At 59.7% G+C, this 22,572-nt stretch carries 17 protein-coding genes and 3 pseudogenes; 12 read left to right on the top strand and 8 right to left on the bottom strand.

Going from position 1 to position 22,572, the window contains the following annotated elements:
• Nucleotides 1-13: 13 nt before the first annotated feature.
• The 7 genes and pseudogenes from B0G69_RS13425 to B0G69_RS13460 all read left to right on the top strand — a co-directional run.
• Nucleotides 14-1,015, top strand: coding sequence for a sll0787 family AIR synthase-like protein (locus B0G69_RS13425; RefSeq protein ID WP_121319378.1), 1,002 nt, complete (start codon nt 14-16; stop codon nt 1,013-1,015).
• The gene (locus B0G69_RS13430) at nt 1,012-2,217 is read left to right on the top strand and encodes an MSMEG_0565 family glycosyltransferase (RefSeq protein ID WP_121317636.1); all 1,206 of its coding nucleotides are present in this window, start codon (nt 1,012-1,014) and stop codon (nt 2,215-2,217) included. The genes B0G69_RS13425 and B0G69_RS13430 overlap by 4 nt, the downstream gene beginning before the upstream one ends.
• Nucleotides 2,217-2,501: an MSMEG_0570 family nitrogen starvation response protein gene (locus tag B0G69_RS13435; RefSeq protein ID WP_121317638.1), complete on the top strand. Its 285-nt coding sequence runs from the start codon at nt 2,217-2,219 to the stop codon at nt 2,499-2,501. Before B0G69_RS13430 ends, B0G69_RS13435 begins: the two co-directional genes overlap by 1 nt.
• A 61-nt stretch (nt 2,502-2,562) precedes the next feature.
• Nucleotides 2,563-3,867, top strand: coding sequence for an MSMEG_0569 family flavin-dependent oxidoreductase (locus tag B0G69_RS13440; protein ID WP_121317640.1), 1,305 nt, complete (start codon nt 2,563-2,565; stop codon nt 3,865-3,867).
• Between the two features lie 4 nt (nt 3,868-3,871).
• On the top strand, nt 3,872-4,705 hold the full coding sequence (locus tag B0G69_RS13445) for a Pnap_2097 family protein (RefSeq protein ID WP_121319380.1): 834 nt from the start codon (nt 3,872-3,874) through the stop codon (nt 4,703-4,705).
• Nucleotides 4,702-6,822 carry a methylmalonyl-CoA mutase gene (gene scpA, locus B0G69_RS13450; protein ID WP_121317642.1) on the top strand — a complete coding sequence of 707 codons (2,121 nt, stop codon included), beginning with the start codon at nt 4,702-4,704 and terminating at the stop codon, nt 6,820-6,822. The genes B0G69_RS13445 and scpA overlap by 4 nt, the downstream gene beginning before the upstream one ends.
• A gap of 533 nt (nt 6,823-7,355) precedes the next feature.
• A pseudogene (locus tag B0G69_RS13460) lies at nt 7,356-7,475 on the top strand (transposase domain-containing protein); the annotation flags it as partial.
• Between the two features lie 529 nt (nt 7,476-8,004).
• Here B0G69_RS13460 and B0G69_RS13470 read toward each other — a convergent pair.
• From B0G69_RS13470 to B0G69_RS13480, 3 genes are all read right to left on the bottom strand, one after another.
• Nucleotides 8,005-9,183 (bottom strand): MFS transporter, encoded by a 1,179-nt coding sequence (locus B0G69_RS13470; protein ID WP_121317646.1) that lies wholly within the window; start codon nt 9,181-9,183, stop codon nt 8,005-8,007.
• Entirely contained in the window at nt 9,180-9,575 is a 396-nt protein-coding gene (locus B0G69_RS13475; RefSeq protein ID WP_121317648.1) for a heme-binding protein, read from the bottom strand. Before B0G69_RS13475 ends, B0G69_RS13470 begins: the two co-directional genes overlap by 4 nt.
• A gap of 65 nt (nt 9,576-9,640) precedes the next feature.
• On the bottom strand, nt 9,641-9,952 hold the full coding sequence (locus B0G69_RS13480; RefSeq protein ID WP_121317650.1) for a hypothetical protein: 312 nt from the start codon (nt 9,950-9,952) through the stop codon (nt 9,641-9,643).
• A 151-nt stretch (nt 9,953-10,103) separates the two neighbouring features.
• Between B0G69_RS13480 and B0G69_RS13485 the strand changes: the two genes are divergently transcribed.
• Nucleotides 10,104-10,991: a LysR family transcriptional regulator gene (locus tag B0G69_RS13485; protein WP_121317652.1), complete on the top strand. Its 888-nt coding sequence runs from the start codon at nt 10,104-10,106 to the stop codon at nt 10,989-10,991.
• Between the two features lie 557 nt (nt 10,992-11,548).
• On the opposite strand, the pseudogene B0G69_RS13495 reads toward B0G69_RS13485, so the two are convergent.
• Nucleotides 11,549-12,019, bottom strand: a pseudogene (locus tag B0G69_RS13495) (IS110 family transposase); the annotation flags it as partial.
• Between B0G69_RS13495 and B0G69_RS41385 the strand changes: the two are divergent.
• Complete coding sequence (locus tag B0G69_RS41385; protein ID WP_199731200.1) at nt 11,961-12,281, top strand: hypothetical protein; 321 nt, start codon at nt 11,961-11,963, stop codon at nt 12,279-12,281. The pseudogene B0G69_RS13495 and the gene B0G69_RS41385 overlap by 59 nt on opposite strands.
• 402 nt (nt 12,282-12,683) lie before the next feature.
• Here the strand turns inward: B0G69_RS41385 and B0G69_RS13505 are convergent, their stop codons facing one another.
• The 4 genes from B0G69_RS13505 to B0G69_RS13520 all read right to left on the bottom strand — a co-directional run bounded on the left by B0G69_RS13505 (nt 12,684) and on the right by B0G69_RS13520 (nt 17,995).
• Entirely contained in the window at nt 12,684-13,886 is a 1,203-nt protein-coding gene (locus B0G69_RS13505; protein ID WP_199731202.1) for a porin, read from the bottom strand.
• A gap of 181 nt (nt 13,887-14,067) precedes the next feature.
• Entirely contained in the window at nt 14,068-15,468 is a 1,401-nt protein-coding gene (locus B0G69_RS13510; RefSeq protein ID WP_121317658.1) for a cytochrome c, read from the bottom strand.
• Between the two features lie 8 nt (nt 15,469-15,476).
• Nucleotides 15,477-17,255, bottom strand: a complete 1,779-nt coding sequence (locus B0G69_RS13515) for a GMC family oxidoreductase (RefSeq protein WP_121317660.1) — start codon at nt 17,253-17,255, stop codon at nt 15,477-15,479.
• Nucleotides 17,255-17,995 carry a gluconate 2-dehydrogenase subunit 3 family protein gene (locus B0G69_RS13520; protein ID WP_121317662.1) on the bottom strand — a complete coding sequence of 247 codons (741 nt, stop codon included), beginning with the start codon at nt 17,993-17,995 and terminating at the stop codon, nt 17,255-17,257. Before B0G69_RS13520 ends, B0G69_RS13515 begins: the two co-directional genes overlap by 1 nt.
• A 788-nt stretch (nt 17,996-18,783) precedes the next feature.
• Here B0G69_RS13520 and B0G69_RS41390 point away from each other — a divergent pair.
• The 3 genes and pseudogenes from B0G69_RS41390 (at nt 18,784) to B0G69_RS13540 (ending at nt 22,073) form a co-directional block, all read left to right on the top strand.
• Nucleotides 18,784-19,104 (top strand): aconitase family protein, encoded by a 321-nt coding sequence (locus B0G69_RS41390; RefSeq protein WP_241991365.1) that lies wholly within the window; start codon nt 18,784-18,786, stop codon nt 19,102-19,104.
• Nucleotides 19,097-19,523, top strand: a pseudogene (locus B0G69_RS13530) (DDE-type integrase/transposase/recombinase); the annotation flags it as partial. The gene B0G69_RS41390 and the pseudogene B0G69_RS13530, both read left to right, overlap by 8 nt.
• 1,344 nt (nt 19,524-20,867) lie before the next feature.
• Nucleotides 20,868-22,073, top strand: coding sequence for a hypothetical protein (locus B0G69_RS13540; protein ID WP_241991318.1), 1,206 nt, complete (start codon nt 20,868-20,870; stop codon nt 22,071-22,073).
• Nucleotides 22,074-22,572: the final 499 nt, after the last annotated feature.

The raw sequence follows: 22,572 nt of genomic DNA on the forward strand, positions 1-22,572 counted from the left end.
CCGTGCGAACGCGATTGACGTGCAGCGCCTCGTCGAACGATTGCGCGCAAGCCGTGGCTTTCAGCACAAGACGGATATCGCGGGCGTGGTCGCGTCACTGGCGAGCCGCTTGCCGCGCGGCACCGACGACCTCGCGCAGGCGGTGGGCGTCGGCGACGATTGCGCGGCGATTCGCGATGGCGACGGCTACCTGCTCTTTGCAATCGAAGGCATGGTCACGGACTTCGTTGCGGCGATGCCATGGTTTGCGGGCTACAGCAGCGTGATGGTCAACGTCAGCGATATCTACGCGATGGGCGGCCGTCCGCTCGCAGTCGTCGACGCGTTGTGGAGCGACGGCATCGATTCGGCCGATCAGGTACTGGCGGGCATGGCGGCGGCATCGGTCGCGTATCGCGTGCCGGTGGTTGGTGGACATACGAATACGCGCAGCGCGACGTCGCAACTCGCGGTGTCGATCGTTGGCCGTGCGCAGGCTTTGTTGTCGAGCTTTCATGCCCGTCCCGGCGATCGCCTGTTGATGGCGGTCGATCTGCGTGGGCGTTTCGAAGATCCGCATCCTTTCTGGAATGCGTCGGTCGGCTCGCCTGCCGAACGCTTGCGCGCTGACCTGGAACTGCTGCCGTCACTCGCGGAAGACGGTCTGTGCGATGCAGCCAAAGACATCAGCATGGCGGGTACGCTCGGCACGGCGCTGATGTTGCTGGAATGCTCGAAGGTCGGCGCGCGCATCGACCTCGATGCGATTCCGCGTCCGGATGGCGTCGATTTCGAGCGCTGGCTCAGCGCGTTCCCGAGCTACGGATTTCTGCTGTCGGTACGCGAGGCGAACGTCGAGCAGGTGGTCGCGCGCTTTGCCGCCCGTTCGCTCGCGTGCGCGGAAATCGGCATCGTCGATGTGTCGCACGAAGTCGTGCTTCAGCAGCGCGATGAGTCCGCGTTGCTGTGGGACTTCCGCGATGGCGCATTCATCGGCGCTGGCACCGTCGCCCTGGCCAGAGACCTCGCATCATGAACGGCGCGTCGTTGCGCATTGCGCTGTTCACGCATTCGGTCAATCCGCGCGGCGGCGTCGTGCATACGCTTGAACTGGCACAGGCACTCCATATGCGAGGCCATCACGTGACGATCTTCGCGCCGGCCGCCGACGGTGACGTGATGTTTCGTGAATCTCCATGCAATGTCGTGCTCGCGCCGGTGACTGAATTGGAAACGAATACCGTCGACATGGTCGTTGCGCGGATTCAAGCGTTGAAACGCGCCTTCATGCGAACGCATCGCGAGCACGATGCAGACGCATTTGAAGTGCTGCACGCGCAGGACAGCATCAGTGGCAACGCACTGGCCGAACTGAAGGAAGAAGGCGCGATTCACGGCTTCGTGCGCACGGTCCATCATCTCGACCACTTCACGGACCCGAAGCTCGCGCAGTGGCAAACGCGAGCGTGGCGCGATGCGGACACCGTGCTTTGCGTGAGCGACACGTGGACCCGTCAGATGCGCGACGTCTATCACGTCGACGCTCTAACGGTTCCAAACGGCGTGGATGTACAGCGCTTTAGCGCGAGCGCCGCGACGCCTGGTGAATCAGCGGCGTTGCGCGAGAAGCTCGGCATCGTCGGCGCGCCGGTCGTGCTGGCGGTCGGCGGTATCGAGGCGCGCAAGAATACGATGATGCTGCTCGACGCGTTTGCACAAGTGCGGGCGACGCACCCCAATGCGCAGCTCGTGATCGCAGGCGGCGCTAGTCTGCTCGATCACCACGCGTACACGCGTGAATTTTTCGCGCGGGCGGCGTCGCTGGGTCTCGCGGTCGGTGAGGGCGAACCGGTTCTCGTCTCAGGGCCGATCGACGATGCGGTCATGCCCGCGCTATTGCGTTGCGCCGATGCGGTCGCGATGGTGTCGCTGCGCGAAGGCTTCGGCCTCGTCGTGCTGGAAGCGTTGGCATCGGGCAAGCCGGTAGTCGTCTCACGCATCGCACCGTTCACTGAATACCTCAACGACACGCTGTGCCATTGGGCCGATCCGCACGACGCAGCATCGATTGCATGCGCGTTGCGCGATGCGCTGGATCGACCAAACGCAACCGATTTCGTCCATGCGGTGCCCACATTGCTTGGCCGGTTCAACTGGCTGACGAGCGCGCGCCGTCATCTCGACATTTACCGGCACTGGCTTGCGAAGCAGCCGTGCAACACCACTGAGGACCTGTGATGCCAGTCATGCACTTCCGCATTCAATGGCCCGACGGCACCGAAGCGAACTGCTATTCGCCGTCGACCGTCGTCAGCGACTTTTTCACGCCGGGCACGCGCTATCCCGTCGACGATTTTGTGCGGCGCTCGCGCGAAGCGCTGAATATTGGCTCGGAACGAGTACGTGAGAAATTCGGCTTCGCCTGTTCTGCCGCGATGGACCAGCTCGCGCAAATCGAAGCGGACGCCGCGCGCTTCACCGCGCAGGCGGATGCGATGGTGATCGTGCTCGCGCTCGGCTGACGTTGCGTCGCGTTCGCTCAACCGCTCAATCAATCATCGACATTTTCTTGAGGAGCACGTCATGTCGAGCACAGCAATCCCACAGCAACGAAACGCCGAAAGCGGCCATTACAGCGTGCTGGTGATCGGCGGCGGTCAGGCAGGATTGTCGATCAGCTATTACCTGAAGCAAGCCGGTATCGATCATCTGGTGTTCGAAAAGAACACCGTCACGCATACGTGGCGCAACCAGCGCTGGGATGCATTCTGTCTCGTCACGCCGAACTGGCAATGCGCGTTGCCGGGGCATCCGTATGAAGGCGACGATCCGCACGGCTTCATGAAGAAGGACGAGATCATCGCGTACCTTGACAGGTTCGTTGCGAAGCTTGATGCCCCCGTGCTCGAACACACGGCCGTGCAACGCGTGACGCGTGGAATCGATGGCCGCTATGCAGTGAATGCGTCGGCGGGCGCGTTTACGGCGGATCATGTGGTGGTCGCGTCGGGCGGCTATCACACACCGATCGTGCCGCGCATGGCAGAGCGTCTGCCCGCTGGCATCGTGCAGCTTCAGTCGTCCGAATACCGCAATCCGCAGGCGTTGCCGGATGGAGCGGTGCTGGTCGTCGGCTCGGGACAATCGGGTGCGCAGATCGCGGAAGACCTGCATCTCGCCGGAAAGAAAGTGGTGCTCGCGGTGGGTGAGGCGCCCCGCTGCGCGCGTTTCTATCGCGGGCGCGATGTGGTGGACTGGCTGGCCGACATGCGCTACTACGATATGCCCGTCGAGCAGCATCCATTACGCGAAGGCGTGCGTGACAACACCAATCACTACGTAACCGGTCGTGACGGCGGACGTGATATCGATCTGCGGAAGTTCGCCGCCGAGGGCATGGAACTGTACGGCCGTCTCGAAGATCTGCGCGACGGGCAGTTGCGCTTTACACCGAACCTTGGCGCGAATCTCGACGACGCGGACGATACGTATAACCGCATCAACGCGAGCATCGACGGCTACATCGAAAGGAATGGCATCGACGCGCCCGCCGGCACGCGTTACGAACCTGTATGGCGACCGCACAGCGAGCGCACGACGCTCGATCTCGCGGCGAGCGGCATCACGTCGGTGATCTGGTGTATTGGCTTTACGCCGGACTTTGCGTGGCTCGACGCGCCCGTGTTCAACGGACGCGGCTATCCGGCGCATTCGCGCGGCATCACTGCCCTGCCTGGGCTTTATTTCGTTGGCCTGCCGTGGCTGCATACGTGGGGTTCCGGGCGCTTCTCGGGCATCGCTCGCGATGCGCAACATATTGTTGATGCGATTTGTGCTGCGCGCGGGGTGGCAGTCGGCTCAGCGAGCGCGGCAGCGCTCGCTGCATAAGCCGATGCAGCGGTCTTCAGCACGATACCGCGCCGGTATGCCGCAATTGAGCTTGACCGGCTTGTCCGAAAGCTGGCTGCTAAAGGAGTGCGGACACCGTCATTGGGAAGCGCTAGCACTGGACACGGCCCGCGTGGTGCCTGAGTTCATTGCCGACGATGGGGTTCGATCCTATGCCGCGTTTACCGCGCTCAGCTTGCGTGCGCAATCGCTTGACGGTATCGACGAAAACGATGACTTCAGCATTGACACAGAACTATGTCGCGTCGGTCCGGTGCGTCACTTCAGCCGGCACCGGATCGTCGATGCGCAGCAAACCGTGGCGACGCTGTCGATGATGTCGACCTTCGTCAATTGCTCCGAAGCGGGCAACAACCGCTCCGTGGTACGCGCGGCATTCAAGGAACTGGCGGGTGACATCATGTCTGTGCCAGAAGAAGCGGTTGAGATGACCGAGGCGGGCAAGCGCTTTCGTAAAGGTGGAGGTCGCTGCCAGACGAGTGCGAGGATGAGTACTTTGGAGCTTCCCGAGGCGGTCGAGTTTTTGCCTTGCCCCAATAACGATTTCAATGGTGCCGACTTTCTCTATTTCGCTAGTTTCGCTTCGTTTGTCGACCGCGCCGAGTGGCAAACGTATCGCTTTCCCAAACCGCCCGTTACGGTCAGTCGCGACGTGTTCTATCACGGCAATATCAATGTCGGCGATGCGCTTGAAGTGACTTTCGTTGAACGTTCGGTCGATTCCGATGATCTGGCTCACCGGTGCGAAGTGAAGCGTCTGAGCGACGGCCAGAAGATTGCGGATGTCGTGACGAAGAAGCGCTGGAGGAGAGGATGAGCCCTCAGGAGAAGCCACGTACCGTGCCGCTCAGGCAGCTTTACACCTCCGCCGATCTCTCAGGTATAGACCACCTCGATAGCCTGCCCGGCAATGCGCCGTTTGTGCGCGGACCTTACCCGTCGATGTACACGCACAAGCCGTGGACGATTCGTCAATACACGGGCTATGCGGACGCCGCGGATTCGAATCTGGCGTTTCGTGCAGCGTTGCAGGACGGCGCGCAAGGCCTGTCGGTTGCGTTCGATCTGCCGACTCAACGCGGCTACGATTCGACCGATGCCGAGGCGCTTGCCGATGTCGGGATGGCGGGCGTTGCAATCGACACCGTCGAAGACATGGCGCGGCTGTTCGAAGGTATTCCGCTCGATCGAGTGTCAGTCTCAATGACGATGAACGGCGCCGTGCTTCCGGTGCTTGCTGCTTTCATTGTTGCAGCGGAGGAGAGCGGCGTCAGTGCCGACGCACTGAGCGGTACGATCCAGAACGACATCCTGAAGGAGTACATGGTCCGCAACACGTGGATTCATGCGCCCGAACCTTCGATGCGGATCGTTGCCGATGTCGCCGATTATCTCGCTGCGCGAATGCCGCGTTTCAATGCGTTATCGGTATCCGGCTATCACTTCCAGGAGGCCGGTGCAGATCCCGTTCTCGAACTGGCACTGACATTCGCCAATGCGCGCGAATATGTGACGACACTATGCCGGCGCGGTCGCACACCCGACGACGTGTGTGCTCAACTCAGTTTCTTTTTCGGTGTCGGCACGGACTTCTTCGTGGAGGTTGCGAAGCTGCGGGCGGCGCGGATCGTCTGGTCGCGCATTGCAGCCGGGTTGGGTGCGCGCTCGTCAAAAGCGCTAGCGCTGCGGATGCATTGTCAGACTTCGGGATGGTCGCTCTGCGCGCATCACCCGCAAAACAACATCGTCCGTACAGCGGTCGAGGCGATGGCGGCGGTATTCGGCGGTACCCAATCCTTGCACACCAACGCGTATGACGAGGCGCTCGCGCTGCCGTCGGCGTCGTCGTCGCGGCTGGCGCGCGACACCCAATTGATCCTGCAACACGAGATGGGCTTGTGCGATGTCGTGGATCCGTGGGCCGGCTCATACATGATGGAGTCGCTGACTGCGGATATCGTTGCGAAAACGGAGGCCGCGATGGCCGAAATGGACGCGCACGGCGGTGTGCTCGCGGCGATTCATTCCGGCTGGGTACAGCAGCGGATCCGCGCATGTGCGGCGAAAACGCAGGCGCGGATCGATTCGGGCGGCACGCGGATTGTCGGAGAAAATTGCTTTCGCGATGAATCGTCGGACGTCGCACCCGAGTGTTTTGAGGTCGATAACCGGCACGTGCGTCAGCTGCAAGCACTTCGGATCCAGGCGGTGCGTGCCCAGAGGAATGATCGGGACGTGGCTGCAAGTCTTGCGAGGCTCGCCCAGACGGCACGCGACGGGCAAGGAAATCTGCTGGCGGCGACGGTCGAATGTATTCGCTTGCGGGCGACCGTCGGCGAATGCACGCGCGCGCTCGAAGCGGTATGGCCGCGTTACATGCCACCGCGCACGAATAGCACAGGGCACTATGGCAACGAGAGAGGCAACGATCCTGAGTGGGTTCGCGCGTGTAACGATGTGCAGGCGCTGAGCGGGGAGTTGGGTAGACGCCCACGCATTCTCATCGCGAAAATCGGGCAGGACGGTCATGATCGCGGCATGAAGATCGTAGCGGGCGCGTTGTCGGATGCCGGTTTCGACGTGAGGGAAGGGCAATTGTTTGAATCAGTCTCGGAGATCGTCGAGCGGACGGTGCAATGCGAATGCGAAGTTCTGGGCATATCGACGATGGCGGGGGCGCACCTGACGGTCGTGCCGCAACTACTCCCCGAACTTGCCTCAAGGGGACTCAGCATTCCCGTCGTAGTCGGTGGCATCGTGGCGCACGCCCACCATCGGCAGCTATTCGACCACGGGGTAGCGGCGATTTTTGGTCCCGGAACACCTATAGAAATGATCGTCAGTTTTCTGTGTGACTTGAGCGCGAAGCATCGGGTTCGTGAAAGGACGGCCCGAGAGGGCGGTTTCAAGGGTGAAGTGCAACAGCGGGATTAATGTTTAGAGAATTGCGGCATTAATTATTTTACATATGTGGCAAAATTCGGCTTACAGCTAGTTAGCGCTATCAGCTCGCCTGTGCGAGGAGAGGCGTGTCACGAGGCAAGCAAGCTCCATCAAGTCCACGACCGTGAACAGCGCACGTTCTTGCCCCATGGTGACTTCAGGATCAGGCTCGCTCATATCGGTCCACTTCGGGGGAACGGAGCAGCAGCTCTTGTCGTCGATGCGCAGCAAGAGACGCTTGCCGGCGCGGTTATAGCGCTCGCCAACGCAGACGAGCTGCCGGCCACTGATCGGATGGAAGGGATGAGTTATGAGGACAAGCTGCGTCGAGGTATCAACAAGGCCTGCATTCCGAGCTATGTTACAAGCGACTCGAGAAGGGACGCTTCCGTATGGCCTCAAGCCGACGGTGGTGTTATCTGCCTGAGCCCGGCGCAACTGTCGATGCTGCTGGAAGGCATCGACTGGCGGCAACCGACGAGAACGGCACGACCGACGTTGGCGTTGGAAACGTCGTTGCCGGCGGCATCGATCCCGAGGCGTATCTGCGCTTCGTGCTCGCACGCATCGCCGACCATGCGATTAACCGCATCGACGAACTGGCGCCGTGGGTCGATGCCGATCAGCTCCGCACCGTGGTCTGAAACTCAAGGACCCAGTCAATACGTCGCTGGTGCCACGCTTACGTTGGGTCGGTGCAAGCGACTTCATATGGAGCGAAGATGCTCCTGTGCAGTTGGTAGCCTTGCCGGACCAGTGTCCTTATCGGCGCATGGCCATCGACGCGCTTGCGGGCATTGGACGGGCAAGCGAAGTGGTCTATACGTGCACCAGCCTGTTGGGTGTCGAAGCAGCCATCGCCGCAGGCGCTGGCCTAGCCATTCTTGGGCAGTCTTCGTTGTTGCGGAACCGCGGCTTACGTGCATTAGCCATCACCTGCCGCCCTGCGAGATCGTGGTCTTTGGTGAAGCGAACGAAGATCACAATGCCGGGCGCGCTTTGATCCGTTTCATCGAGGACAGTCTCACCTCCGAATCGGTGTTGCACAAGGCGTAACCGGCGCGATGGAAATGGTGGAAACGGCCGGGAGAACGGAACAGTCAACCAAGTGCGCGTATCTCAACTGCTTGTCTCCGTTTCGGCACCCCGGTGCAATACCGGCGTTACCGAACCTCACGAGCGTGTGTGTAACGTACCTAAACGCTTGAGTGGAATTATCGCACTGATCACCAAGATCATGCCCAGGAGTGGCGTCTGCGGCAAATGTTCCTTTGCTACCATGAAGCCGCCAGTCGTCTCGCCCAATGTAATTCCGAGATTGAAAGCCGAGATATTGAGACTTGATGCAAAGTCAATTGCTCCAGGGGCAAATGCTTCTGCCGTCGAGAGCATCGCCGCCTGACAAGCTGGCGACATGCCAAATGCAAGACCTCCCCAAATGAACAGCAAACACACCAGTGCAGCGGGGGAGTGAGCAAGAAATCCGATGGCACCGAGCGTCGCAGCCAAAAGGACGAAGATCCCCTTGAGCGTGCCGAGCCAGCCAATTCGCGCGGCCGCCGCGCCGCCGATCGAGTTGCCGAACAGCGTCGCCAAGCCGAAAACGACGAGCATCAGGTTTGCGCCAGCTATTGTGAACCCAGCCACATTCACTAATATCGGCGTGATGAAGGAAAATGGAGCAAAACTTGCCCCAAAACCAAGAATCGTAACTGCCATCATTGTTAGGATGGCCGGATTCCTTATTGTCATCAACTGATCTGTCCGACTTTGCGACGTGGGCATTGAGACCGAAGGGAGCCATTTGGCGATCGCGAGTACCGACGCGAACGCTATGCACGCGATCAGCAAAAACGGCAGTCTCCATCCGAACAAGTTGCCGAAATAGGTCCCTAGAGGGACACCCACCACCATTGCTAAAGTGTGCCCAGCAAACATGAGAGCAATTGCCCGGCTGGCTTGTCCAGGTTTCGCCAGACGCGCCGCGACCGAAGCTCCGACTGCGAAAAAGCTTCCGTGTGCAACTGCGGTAAGAACCCGGGCGATAAGTAGTGTGCTGAAGTCTCTGGACAAAGCGGCGGCGACATTGCCAGCGAAGAATACGAGCGCCAGCCCAATGAGCAACGGCTTGCGACCTAGATGCGAAGTCGCCAGGACCGTAATCGGCGTTCCGATTGCCAACGCAAACGCATAGACTCCGATCAGGCCGCCAGCTCGTGCCAACGAAACGTGAAGATCGAGAGAGATAGCGGGTAGTACACCGACAACGATAAACTCCGCTGCGCCGATCGCAAATGCCGCGATAGCTAACGATGCGAGAGACCGTAAAGTCTCATTGCGATTTCCGGTCATTCGCGCCCCGCGGCCTTCAATGCAATTTGATTGTCGATTCCCGGAGTCGCGCCGGACACACCGACTGCTCTTACAACACGGGCGGTGTTGTCATAAATGACAACGCCGCCGCCGAAGCCAATCAGACCGCCGTTTGTGAATTCGAGAGTGTATGCGACGCCGTCCGGGCGCATCACCTTCCCGATTTCCTCCGTATCTAGCCGGAACAGGGACGCCGTGCGAGCTTTCTTGAAAGCGACATCGATGGCGCCAGGAATTACGTCCACCATACGTCGGAAACCACACAAGAGGCCGTTTTTATCCACAACACTGACGCAAATGGTTGCATCGAAATTATCCGCGGCGTTGAGGGCGCGGGAAATTACTTCTTCCGTTATATGTTCCAGAAACAATTGATGGCTCTCGTCTAAGTGTTGTCTCGCGCCCCTCTGTCTTCGAAAACAAGGCGCTTCAATGGTCAGGAAATGACACCATCGAGAACGTAAAAGCTGCCGTCGAGCTTCGTGTAGAAGGTCTTGGATTTCTTCGCTTCGAAATTATCGCAGTGTACGATGGTGGACTTGTCGTCTTCCTGCCACCAAAGCAAGAAGTCGCCGGCCGGCAATGCTTGCCAGCAAAAAGGCATGGTCATTTTCGCCCCTGCCATTTCACCGGCGAGAAACTCTGCGGTAACGTGCTTTCCGTCTTTCGAGTAAATGTTCTTGAAGATCAAATCCCCGCCGTAATTGACGGTGAACTCTTGACCAGCATAGGGAAACAACTGCGTCATCTTTCGCTCCAGTATGTTACAAAATGCTTTCGTAAGATGGCTGATCGCCATCCATCGAAACTGTAATCCATCAGGTAAGGTGAGATAAATGGGCTTTGCCTCCTTGCATATCGGACGTTGACGTCCTGAATGCGTAGATGCCGGAGACGTGATGGACAATTTTGCGGGACTCGTTGCGTTCGTCAAATCGGCGGAGACGTGCAGCTTTGTTGACGCCGGGCGGATACTCGGTATTTCTGCCTCAGCTGTGGGGAAAAGTGTTTCGCGCCTTGAAGAGCGTTTGGCGACTCGGCTGTTTCAGCGGAACACCCGGAATATGAAACTCACCGCTGAGGGCGTTCTCTTCTTGCAGCGATGTCAGCGAATTATTTCGGAAATGGCGGCAGCTGAAGAGGAGCTGTCTGACATCAAAGGCGCCCCCCGGGGCCTATTGAGAGTTAGCCTGCCCTATGTCGGAACACTGCTTCACTCAGTTCTAGATCAGTTTATGATTGCGTTCCCTAACATTGAGCTGGAAGTTGATTTTTCGGATCGCAAGGTAGACCTGATTGATGAGGCTTTTGATGCGGTTGTCCGGATTGGAGATGTTGACGACAGCAGATTGGTGAGCCGGCAAATCCTCACTTTTCAAAGATTGTTGGTAGCGTCGCCAGATTATCTTGTCCGAGAGGGCAGTCCGGAGATACTAACGGACCTGTTGCGACATAGATGCCTGCTCTATAAGTTTCCTAATACTGGCAAGATTGAGCCGTGGCCCGTCGACGGCTGGAATAACCTGATTCTGCAAAATGTGCGCTCTACGATAAGCTGTAACGCCATCGAGACACTTGCTTTCCTCGCGACGCAAGGCAGGGGCATCGCTTGTTTGCCAGATTTCTGTGTTCGTGACGCTCTTGAGCGCGGCCAGTTGAAAAGGGTGCTTGATGCTGAGGAGCAACAGCCGCGTTCGTTGACAGTTCTTTGGCCTTCGAGCAAGTACGTGGTGCCCAAGCTGCGCGCTTTTATCGATTTTTTAAGTGCGCACTCGTTCAACGCGTAGCGTTAGAGGCTTGAAATCACGCATGTGGTGCTGCCCACTCCGCGACAGCGGCGGCAGATTGAGAGCGTGAGATTTAGAGCGTATTACTGATCGCTGTTAATCTGCGAGGCCCGATCAGCAGTAATCCAACACAACGGCCCCACGGGAAAGCGGGCCGCGCATCGGTGAAGCGTATTTTGACAAATCGACTGTATCTAGTCGAGCCTGAAAAATTCGGAGAACCTCGTACGACAGAGCTTTGAGGCCGAAATGGTGTTGTGAGATTTGCAGGAACCTGGCATGTATGGACCCGACGCCTTTTGCAAGCTTCTTTTTCCTGACGTCGAAACGGTCTGCATGCATGTATCCGGCTTGCCGTTGGGCGATTTGCCGAAGCACGCCCGCAGCCTTGATGAGATCCGCGCATTCTGTCCTTAGCACATTAACGGCTTGCCCAATGGGACTGCCGACCAGGTTCACAGGTTTCAGGATGCTGGTTCAACCATTTTCGTCATCACTTAGAGAAGCTTCGCAAACCACATGAATTGTCCGGTCGTCCGGATGTTGCAGGGTATCGCTCAGACGACTGCGCGCGGTGCAACGTAGTCCGTGTCACCGCTCAGAAGTGCCTGGATGATGCGCGCGTTCTTGTTGGCCGGCGCGACCGCGGCGCAATTATGTCCGCGTCGTGCGATCAGTTGCTGCAGCCAGACGCTGCGCGCATCCGGTTTTCCCGCGACGTAGCGCAGCACGGCCCGTGCGCCGTGAATGAGCAGCGTGCGCAGATAAGTGTCGCCTCGTCTGCTGATGCCTTGCAGGCGAAGCTTGCCGCCGGAAGAATACTGTCGAGGCACCAGACCGAGCCACGCGGCCAGATGTCTACCGTTGTGGAACTGTCGGGCGTCTCCGACTGCGCCAACGAGAGCCGTGGCGGTGATCGGGCCAATGCCGGGTACCCGGGCGATCTTCCTGCAAAGCGTCGAGTGCTTCATGAACGACTGGATCGAGCTTTCTAAGAAATGCAGACGCCCTTCGATCGCGGCGAGGTGCTGCAGCAGTTCGGTAAGCAGTGTCTGGCAGAACGATGTCAGTTCCTCACTGCAGCCTCACGTCGAACCGACACCGCCGACGAGAACACAGCGTGAAGAGTTCTTCATCGGCGACAAAGTCGGCTTCACCGACAAGCACCTAAGCGAGCGCGTCGGAGTCGTCGTGAGGCTAAATGCCAAGACCGCGTCGGTTGCCGTTAATAACACCGTTGGCCACTGGCGCGTTTCGTACTCTCCGCTGCGAAAGATCCTCGACATCTAGCCGCGCAAAGCCAGCCTAACAGGTTCCGCTGACGGATACGTTTGACCGAAAACCTGCAGTCAGAGTAAAACCGGAAAACTCCTGCGTCGCTGCGCTCCGACTGTCCAGCTTCGTGCGAAATACCTGTCCACCTTCACGCGAAACGCGTGTCCAGCTGCCCCGAAATACGCAATCCGTATTTCACTCGGCCGCTGTCGGGGTCGCGAGCGGCTTGATGCGGCCTTGAGAAAGCTTTCCAGTTTGCTTGCCCAGAAGCCGTCGGTTCACCATGAGTTGATGATTTAGAGCCGCAGTAAATCGATGCTCTTTGCCGGTAGTTCTGCTATTACCCGGCTGCTGCATGTACGACGCGTTCCCGTAACGCGTCGTACGCACAAAAAGATTAGAGTGCGTTTTGCAACCTCAGAATTTATGCCGTACCCCCACGCTGACGATCGCTTGCGACTGCGCTGCCGACGAATGGCCATTACCCTTGTCGGTGACTGACGCGGTCGCTGCGACCGGGTTGCCGAGCGCATCGAGCGTCGTACCGGATGCGTGCTGATAGCCCCCCATCAGATAGACCGTTGAGCGCTTCGACAGGTTGTATTGCGCACCGAGCGACACGGTGTGATATTGCGCACGATCGTCGACGCCATCCACTTCGCCGCCGCGGGTGTAGCTGTAGCCCGCGAACAGTTGCACCGACGGGCGCAGGTTCCACTGCGCGAATAAGCCTGCGATATTGAAGGTGGCACGACCGTTGAACAGCGAATCCGCGCCTGGTCTGTACTGCACGTTGCTGTAGTTCATGCCCACAATCGCTGTCCCGAAATCGTAGGTCGCACCGGCGGCAATGATCTGCTGCGACTGCGCACTCGCGTAGCCTTCGTTAATCGACGAGTTGAACAGGCCGTCGTCGGTGCCGCTCCATTTGCCGGCGGTCGTGTCGGTTGCGCCGTTCTTGCTGTTGTCCGAGCGTTCATAGCCGACTCCAACGTGGACCGGTCCATTCGCATACGACGCGCCGACGCTCCATGTGTTCTGCTGTTTCAGGCTGCCGGGCTGGCCGCCGAAACCGTACAGCGCGCCGAACGTGAACCCCGCGTAGGTCGGGCTGGTGTATTTGATCGAATTGTTGACGCGCGCGGTCTGGTCGAGATCGTCGATATCGCCCGGATGCGCGCCGTAGCCGCCGACTAGCGCAACCGGCGCGACTGGACTCACGAAGTCATTCAGCGAAGTGTACTGACGACCCATCGTGATGGTCCCGTATTGCGCGCTGCCAATCCCCACGAACGCCTGACGCCCGAACAGACCACCGTTCTGACCGACCTTGCCGTTGGAGATATCGAAGCCGTCTTCGAGCTGGAACAGCGCGGTCCAGCCGCCGCCGAGCTGTTCGTTACCCTTGATGCCCCAGCGGCTTCCCGACAGATTGCCGCTCGTGGCAGCCACATTCGAATGCCCGGTGTACGCGCCCGTCGAGCCGGTGCGTTCGTTGGTCCGATAAGTGATACCCGCGTCGACGATGCCGTACAGCATCACCGAACTCTGCGCGGATGCGATTCCCGCGAAGGACAGCAGGAGGGGCGTGGAAAACCAATGCTTTTTTATCATTGTCATGTGTTTGATAAAGCGTCGATCTCAGGTCGCCTGAACGGCGATCTCGCGTTGTTCCGTGCGAGCGCCGTCCGCCTCGGGCGATGAGGCTGACTGACGTCGAACGGGAATCGTGAGGGCGTGAGGGGGCAGACGTCGTGCGCTGAACGTCAGCTACGTCAGCCCGTGCTGGCGTTCCGGTCTACTAGTGGCGTGTCGCACCCGGCGGCAATTCGGGCGCAGTGACGGTGACCGTCTTGCGGACCTTGGCGACGTCCGACGCGCTGACCGTGGAGCCGGTATTGCCCCAACTGCTGCGCACGAAGTTGGTCACATCGGCCACTTCCTGGTTGCTCAGGCGCCAACCGAACGCCGGCATCGTGAAAGTCGACGGTGCGGTCTTCGTGCCTTTCAGTGCGCTACCCGACAGCAGCACATGAATCACCGACGTGGCGTCCTTGCCCTGCACGACAGGATTGCCGCCGAGTGCCGGGAACACGCCCGTGTAGCCGCGTCCGTCGCTGCGGTGGCAGGAGGTGCAGCTGTCGCGATAGACCGCTGCGCCCGGTGCACTCGCGTCGCCGGTCCGCAATGCACGGGCCGCCGTGTCGTCGAATGCGTAGGGCTGTTCGGCGGGATCGGTGGATGGCAGCGTCTTGATGTAACGGGCCATCGCGGTGACATCGGCGTCGCTCATGTATTGCGCGCTGTGCTGCACGACATCCGTCATTCCGCCGAATGCGGCAGCGTGCGCCGTGCGGCCGGTCTTCAGGAATTGCACAAGGTCGGCCTCGCTCCATGCGCCGACGCCGGTGCGCGGATTGCCGCGCAGGCTCGACGGCACCCAGCCGTCGATCGGTGCGCCGCCGGACAGATAACTCGATCCGTCGAGATCGTCCAGCGCGAGTTCCTCCATCGTCACGCTGCGCGGCGTGTGGCAGGCACCGCAGTGGCCGAGGCCCTGGACCAGATACGCGCCGCGTGCGAGAACCGGATTGCTGTAATGGGTGGCGTCGAACGCTTTCGGATCGGGGGCAAACAGATAGCGCCAGATGCCGAGCGGCCAGCGCATCGACAGCGGCCACACGATATCGACCGGACGATTGCTCTGCTTGACCGGCGCGACGCCGTGCATGAAATACGCGTAAAGCGCATGCATGTCGTCGTCGCTCAGGCGCGCGTAGGACGGGTACGGCATCGCCGGATACAACGTGTCGCCGTTCGGACGCACGCCGGCCCGAACTGCGCGATCGAACTGCGCAAAAGTCCACGAGCCGATGCCGGTGTTGCGCTCCGGTGTGATGTTGGTCGAGTAGATTGCGCCGATCGGCGTGTCGAACTTCAGCCCGCCCGCGAACGGTTTGCCCGACGGCGCCGAGTGACACGCGATGCAATCGCCCGCACGTGCGAGGTATTCGCCGTGCGCAATCAGCGCGGCGTCGGACGTAGGGGCTCGTGAGGCTTGCACCGCGACCGAAGCTGGAGCGGTAGTCGCGGCAGCCTGCGCCGCATCAATTGCAAGCGGCCCCAACAATGCAGCGCAAACACCTGCCGCCCACACGGATCGGATCGCGCGATGCATGCGCTTCGAAGAAGTTATCGTCATACTCACGCTCATACGCTCACCAGCGGACCGGGGTTCTTCAGATACTGTGTGCGGATCGCACGCGCGGACCAGTAGGCGAGGGCCGCGACGAGACCCGTCGGGTTGTAGCCTATGCCTTGCGGGAATGCTGACGCCCCCATCACGAACACGTTATGAACGTCCCAGCTTTGCAGATAGCGATTCAGCACGCTTGTCTTCGGGTCCGTGCCCATCACCGCGCCACCCACCAGATGAGTGGTCTGATAGCGGCGTGAATCGAAATGCGCGCCGTATTCGCGCGTATACACGTTGATCGCTTTCGGACCCATCTGCTCGGCGATCTTATGCATTTGCCCAGTGACGTAACGTGCCATCGCGATGTCGTTGTCTTTCCAGTCGAACGTCATCCGCAATAGCGGCTGGCCGTACGAATCGCGGTAAGTCGGATCGAGGTCGAGGAAGACGTCGCGATACGACATGTTCGAACCGTGCGCATCCATCGAAACCGTATGTGCGTAGTGGTCCTTCACCGACTTCTTCCACGTGCTGCCCCAGTTCGGCGTGCCGGCCGGCGTCGCAATGCCACTGATTGGCTTCGTGCCTGCCTGGTTCACCCACAACGGCGATCCGCCGACAAAGCCGAGCGGGCCGTGATCGAAGTTGTCCGCGTTGAAATCGTCGACCGCAACGCCGTTGCCGCCCGCACCGATAAATGGATTGGTGTAGGTGTCTTTGTCAAAGAAAGCGGTGATGGTCGACAGGTTCTGATACGCAAAATTGCGGCCCACGACGCCTTCGCCGGAGATCGGGTCGTATGGCTTGCCGATACCCGACAGCAGCAACAGATGGACGTTGTGGTACTGGAACGCCGCGACGATCACGAGATCAGCGGGCTGGAACACTTCCTGGCCCGATGGATCGACATAAGTGACGCCCTTTGCGAGCTTTTTCGAATCGTCGAGGTCGACGCGCAGAACGTGACAGCGCGTGCGCAATTCGAAGTGCGGCGACTGTTTCAGTGCGGGCAGGATGTTGACGTTCGGCGAAGCCTTCGAATACATGTAGCACGCGTAGCCGCTGCAAAAACCGCAGAAGTTGCACGGACCCATCTGCGCGCCGTACGGATTCGTGTACGGGCCCGACGTGTTCGCCGACGGCAGACGATACGGATGCAGCCCGAGTTCGCTCGCGGCCTTGCCGAAGCGCTCGGCGGAATAGGTGTTCAGCTGTGCGGGCAGCGGGAAATGATCGCTACGCGGCGCTTCGAAGAAATTGCCGTCGCCGACGATCTTGCCGTTGACCTTGTACGCCTGGCCCGAGGTGCCGAACACTTTCTCGGCGAAGTCGAAATGCGGTTCGAGTTCGTCGTAGCTGACGCCGTAATCCTGGATCGTCATCCCTTCCGGGAGGAACTTCTTGCCGTAGCGTTCTTCGTAGTGGTTGCGCAGACGCAACTCTTCCGGCGTGATCCGGAAATGCACGCCCGACCAGTGCAGCCCGGCGCCGCCCACGCCTTCGCCCGGCAGGAAAGCGGCGAGTTGACGATAGGGCAGCGCGGTTTCCGTGACGTTGTGGCGGATCGAAACGGTCGTCTTCGACAGGTCGAGGAACAGCTTCTTGCGAACGCTGTACGTGAGTTCGTCAATCGTGTTCGGATAGGCGCCGTCGGGGTACGTATCGCGATACTCGCCGCGTTCGAGCGCGACGACTTTCAGACCCGCTTCGGTCAGTTCCTTCGCGAGGATCGCGCCGGTCCAGCCAAAGCCGACGATCACCGCGTCGACATGCGGTTTGCTATGAGTGGCCATCAGGTGCGTTTTCCTTCAATCGACACGGGACCGTACGGATACGGCTGACCGTTCTGGTTGACGAAGTCCATGAAATCCGCGCGCGCGCCGGGGAAGCCGATCATTTTCCAGCCGCCCATGTCACGATTGCCGCCGTGGATCGGGTCGCAGAAATAGCCTTCGCGGGTGTTTTGCAGCAGCTGCGCGAAGAACACGTTGGCGGGCACGTCCGGCAGCTCGACGCTGGCCTTTTCGAGCGCGCTGAGCACGGTGTCGCGGGTTGCCGCATCGAGCGCGTCGAAAGGTTTGGCGTAGGTTTTCGTGCAGTACGCATTCACCGAGGCGATGCCGAGCCGGTACAGATCACGCGGCACCAGCTTCAGCTGGTAACCCAGTTCGGGCACGCCCTGCCTGAACGGGCCTTGCATGTACCAGAGCGCGCCATGCGCATAGGGTGTGTCCATCTGACGGTCGATGAACTCCGGCACACCCGCTTCGACGGCCCCCGGCCCTTCGGCGTCCGACGGTATCAGCCGGTCAACGGCCGCGTTCACGAACGCCCATTCCTTTGCATCGAAGAAGCGGGGCTTGTAGTCGGCACGAGGCGCATTTTGCTGGCCCTGCGAGCCAGCGTTCGACGCTGTCGCCCCATGGTTCGAAGCGTCGTGTTGGACGTCGCAACCGGCCAGCGTGCCGGCCGGAACCAGCGCAATTGCCGAGCGCAGAAAGCCTCGGCGGGAGGTAAGGGGGAATTCAGGCATGTTATCCAGTCACCAGAGTGGGACGCGCAATTGCGTCCGCAAAAAGCTATTTTGCCGCCGCACGGATGATATTTGGAACCGGTTCCATGCGCACGTCATTATCTCGCAAAACGTCATTACAAAATATGACGAAATGGAGCCTGAAGCCTGTTTTGACGTGTGACAGCCTTACTCTGAGGGCGACCATGGCCATTGAGCGATCAAACGAATCCCACTATGGTTACCCGTCTTGGGTGTTGCATATTTTGTAGAAGGCGATTGCAGAGCGCGGTAACGGGTCATCTGCCGCGCGAGAGCGCCTTGAAGAGGCGGCCGTTGGCATTGTTGCAGGTTTTGCAATCAACCTCTGCACAGGCACTTGTGGATTGCGATCGGCGCCGAGCTGGGTCGCCACCACCGCGAAATTGCTGCTGGGCTATGGCGCGACGATCTGGATGAGGGGGTAATCGTCCAAATCGTGCGCAATCTGGCGGTAGTCGCGCGGAGCGCCGCTCGCAGCGAGGATCGCCGGCTTTCGGGCTTTCCCATAATCAGCGTCTTCGCAAGCCATTTATCAATATGGATTTTTAGATGCAGACCGCCAGAATTTGCACAAAAAGTACGACAACCCCACATCGGTTCGTCCGCCAACCCGGGGTTATCGCGACTTCGCTGTGGCGGCGGCATGACGCACGAATCGTGCGATTCACGATCGCGTGTCGTTCGGCGTTAATCCGACCTAGAGGGCGCAGCTCGAACGGCTGGTTCGTGATGGGCACATCGTAAGCCTCCTTCACGCCGGTGCGCGCCTGCACAAGACGGGCTGCAACGGGTGTATCACCATGGGACAGGCGCCAGCCACGAAAGGGATATCGCTACGCACGGTGCCGCGCAACTTTCCGGGTCGCTCCGGAACTCGCGAGGACCAGGTGTGTCTGGTCAGCCCGGAGACAGCTACCGCCTCGGCTCTCAGCGGCGTGATCACCGATCCACGCACGCTCGACATGCCGTATCCGGAGATTGCCGACCCTGACAACCGCCCGTCAACCGGGACATGTTCCTGCCTCCGTTGCCTTACGAGCGCGCTCGACGAGAACTTCGACATCGCCCGGATCGACGCCGGCGGCTGACCGGACGGAAAAGACGATCGATTTTCGCCTCAGCGCCAGGCGCGATGTGGCGGCAGCAAAGGCATTTTTCGCGAAGGCGATCGGAACTCAGGGGCGCGCTCCTGGAACGATCACGCTGGACGGCTACGCGGGCATCTCATCGGGCGGTCCGCGAGATGAAGACTGACGGGTCGCTACTCAGGCGAACGAAATTGCGATCCTCGAAGTACCTGAACAACCTGATCGAACAGGATTACCGCCACATCAAATCGCGGGTGAACGTGATGCTCGGGTTCAAGCGGTTCCGGAACCCGGTCGTGACCCTCTCCGGCATCGAACTGATGTATCGCATTCGCAAAGGCGAGTTTGATCTCACCGGCGTGCACCTCAAAGATACCACTTCGCCCTCGATCTGGATGGCGGTTCTTTCAGCTCGTTGAGGTCCCTGAAAAATGGGCGATTTCGGCCCACCTGCCGAATTTTCACCACAACCGGGTCAAGCACTGCCGATTGCATTCGGCAGTGGTCGGCTGAAGAGTCATTCGCTTGCACCCGCGCTCAGACATTCGGGTGTCGGTCCATCGCGCGCACTTGTCGCTGTTCCAGCCGTAACTTTTCGATACAACTCCCTACGGTCTTGCGCGCCAATGTCGAACAAAGACCTTTCCTCTTCTCTCTAACTGATAGGAGGTGAGAGTCACGGTCAGACTGTTCGCGATATTGGCTCTCGGGGCGGACCTCGCGGGCCGCGGCGCCGGCTTTTTGAGCTGCCCGCAAGATTACCCGGCTTTGCTGCGTGATCCGTGTCGGCCTTGTGTCTGCGCGGAGGTTTGATCAATCCCGCCGTGTCAAGGACCCGTCCCGCTTTGATGCTGCGCCTGCAGCATCCCGGCCGGAACAGGCATCGAACCGCACGTAGTGAGCGCCTCCAATATTGGACCGATGGAGAGGACAATGACTATGATCAGATGGACGCTGACGATTGGCCTGGTATGCGGATGCGGCCTGGCCGGTACGGGCAATGCGGAAACAAACAACCGGGCTTTAAAGCTGCTGCAGTTGCAAACCTTAAATCGTATAGCATCGGATAGCGCGCCGACGAAGAAGAACGCTTCGGGCGACAACAGTGCGCGCCAGGATCGTGGGGCGGACCGTCCAGGGGTCCAATCACAGCCAGACAATCGAGGCGCTCCCGGCAACGTGCCGGCGCGAAGGCCATAACTTTCGTTGGTGTTACTCCAGAATGGCCACGCGTCGCACCGTCGCCCCCACAACCGTGTGCTGGTTCGCGGGACCATTTGGGGAATGGATCGGCCGGGTACAGCGTTTGCTGCTCGTAGCGCATTCTGCCCATGCCCCCGAGGTTGGCATTCGTCGCCAAGCCGACGGGTGAGATGGCATGGATGCAAGCGCCATAGCGCGGCGGACAGCCAGTCGCTGCACAGTCACCGGGACCATCACGCGTAGTAACACCTGTCAGCTTATGCAAGGAGCTATCCTCGTACCATCGCGGATGTTCATCCAGTGACGAGGCTTTGCTGCCAGGAATGTACGTTATGGATGCTGTGCGTTTTCGCATAGATCATTAATGCTTCCATCGTTAAATCTTATGGAAAACTGAAGCACGACACCTATCACCTGGGAAAACGATAAGGACCGCTGTTTAACGAAATGCCTAAGCTATAGCAGCGTCCATTATTTCTTCCGGCACGCGCTTGAGGTAGGTCCATTCCGACGACGATGATGGGAGGTGTACGATGCCGAGATGCATGTGGACGAATGCATTGGCGACTTCTGCGGCTATCGCGATTGCAGGTTGTGGTGGTGGGGATCATCTCAACACTAGCGGACCGCATTATGTATCGGACATCGCCGTCCCGAACGTCACGGCAGGCGTCAACTTCTCATTCGATATCGGCGCCGTTTCGGGTAGCCGATACTATTTCACCGACAGGAATAACGCGTCTCTGGATCAAATCGACATACCGTCGAAGAGCTTCCTCAAGGCCATCCAGGGAAGCGGCCCTCTCGCGTTTACGGGGCTTGGCCCCGGGCCGAATTCGCAGGCCGGTCCGGACGGCGCGACCCCTGTCGGCAACCTCATCTACGTGGGCGACGTGAACTCCGTGAAGGTGGTCGATCCCGCTGCTGGCGTGGTGACAAGCAAAATCACGGTTAGCACGACGGGCGTGCGCGCGGATGAAGGTTGTCTGGATCCCACGCACGGCATCTTTATGATCTCGAGCCCGGAAGAGACGCCCCCGTTCGCCACATTCGTCAACACGGCCACGCAGACCGTCGTCGCCAAAGTGACGTTCACCGACAGCGCAGGCAAGCCCACCGCGGGCCTCGAAGCCTGCCGGTACGATGCCGCCAGCGACAACTTCTATGTGAACGTCGACGGAAGCACGGCGAATCCCCATGGCGAACTGGTGAAATTACCCGGGGCGTCCATTCGCGCGATACCGAACGGTGGCACGCAGAACTACACGACCCTTGCGGGCGTCGCGATGTACTCCGAAGGCAATTGTGACCCTACCGGGCTGGCACTCGGACCCGGAAACGATATCGCGGTCGGGTGCAGGGAAGGGACGACTGGTGCGCCCTTGCTCATGCAGATTCTTGACCGTTCGAACGGCGCGCTTCTGGCGTCCCTGAACGCAGGCGGCGGCGATCAACTCGAATATGATCCGCCCACCAATCGCTACTACAACGCGTCGAGCCGGTGGACGTCTTCTGGCAATGCGTCGACGAACGGCGCCTGCTCGACGGCATCTCCATGCACGCCTGTGTTGACTATCGTCGACGCGGGCAACCGCAGTGTCGTTACTCGCCTGAACGCGGGCAATAACGCGCATTCGGTTGCGATCGACCCGGCGAGCGGGCTCATCTTCGTTCCGTACTCTTCAGCGACATCGCCGGCGGGGTGTCCGAGTTGCGCGGCAAACGGATTCGTCAACGGCGGGGTGTCGGTATTCGCTGCTAAGTGAGGCGCGGCACAACTTGAGGCTTCACTTGCGTGACATCTTGAGGTGCATGTAATAACAAGCTGGAAGGCGGCGTGCCGGCCTGGAGGTATGTGTCGCCGCCCAACCAGTCCCATCAGCACTCAGTTGACGAGCGCCAAAATTGCACCAATGGCCATTTGCGACCGAAGGTGCGTCAATTAGTTGACACCTTATTGGAGCTGGCTGAACAGGGCAGATTGGACTGATTTGCGGAACTTGCGTGAATGTTGTACGTGACGGTCCGGTGACCGAATGCAGTAGCCGAGCGCAGCCGTTTCTTCAATTCATGGCTGCGACGGTTCGCGCCAGACACCCATCAGGCTCAAGCGATTGGCGTAAATCGGTTGCTCGGTACCTACGGCGACCTTTTCAAATGTGAGGGACTTCCCCAACCTGAGGCGACGTTGTAGTCGCACGGGCGCTGATAATCATATAGCCGGCCCCCTCCGTTCGACTCGAACGGCTGGCGTAGAGTCGGAGG

This window comes from Paraburkholderia sp. RAU2J (genome assembly GCF_003634845.1).
Classification (GTDB): domain Bacteria; phylum Pseudomonadota; class Gammaproteobacteria; order Burkholderiales; family Burkholderiaceae; genus Paraburkholderia; species Paraburkholderia fynbosensis.

Coding starts and splice junctions, on each gene's coding strand:
- B0G69_RS13515 (WP_121317660.1), bottom strand. CDS start 17,255: ATGGCCACTCATAGCAAACCGCATGTCGACGCGGTGATCGTCGGCTTT.
- B0G69_RS41385 (WP_199731200.1), top strand. CDS start 11,961: ATGAACGACTGGATCGAGCTTTCTAAGAAATGCAGACGCCCTTCGATC.
- B0G69_RS13435 (WP_121317638.1), top strand. CDS start 2,217: ATGCCAGTCATGCACTTCCGCATTCAATGGCCCGACGGCACCGAAGCG.
- B0G69_RS13445 (WP_121319380.1), top strand. CDS start 3,872: ATGCAGCGGTCTTCAGCACGATACCGCGCCGGTATGCCGCAATTGAGC.
- scpA (WP_121317642.1), top strand. CDS start 4,702: ATGAGCCCTCAGGAGAAGCCACGTACCGTGCCGCTCAGGCAGCTTTAC.
- B0G69_RS13470 (WP_121317646.1), bottom strand. CDS start 9,183: ATGACCGGAAATCGCAATGAGACTTTACGGTCTCTCGCATCGTTAGCT.
- B0G69_RS13505 (WP_199731202.1), bottom strand. CDS start 13,886: ATGACAATGATAAAAAAGCATTGGTTTTCCACGCCCCTCCTGCTGTCC.
- B0G69_RS13440 (WP_121317640.1), top strand. CDS start 2,563: ATGTCGAGCACAGCAATCCCACAGCAACGAAACGCCGAAAGCGGCCAT.
- B0G69_RS13480 (WP_121317650.1), bottom strand. CDS start 9,952: ATGACGCAGTTGTTTCCCTATGCTGGTCAAGAGTTCACCGTCAATTAC.
- B0G69_RS13510 (WP_121317658.1), bottom strand. CDS start 15,468: ATGACGATAACTTCTTCGAAGCGCATGCATCGCGCGATCCGATCCGTG.
- B0G69_RS13430 (WP_121317636.1), top strand. CDS start 1,012: ATGAACGGCGCGTCGTTGCGCATTGCGCTGTTCACGCATTCGGTCAAT.
- B0G69_RS13520 (WP_121317662.1), bottom strand. CDS start 17,995: ATGCCTGAATTCCCCCTTACCTCCCGCCGAGGCTTTCTGCGCTCGGCA.
- B0G69_RS13485 (WP_121317652.1), top strand. CDS start 10,104: ATGGACAATTTTGCGGGACTCGTTGCGTTCGTCAAATCGGCGGAGACG.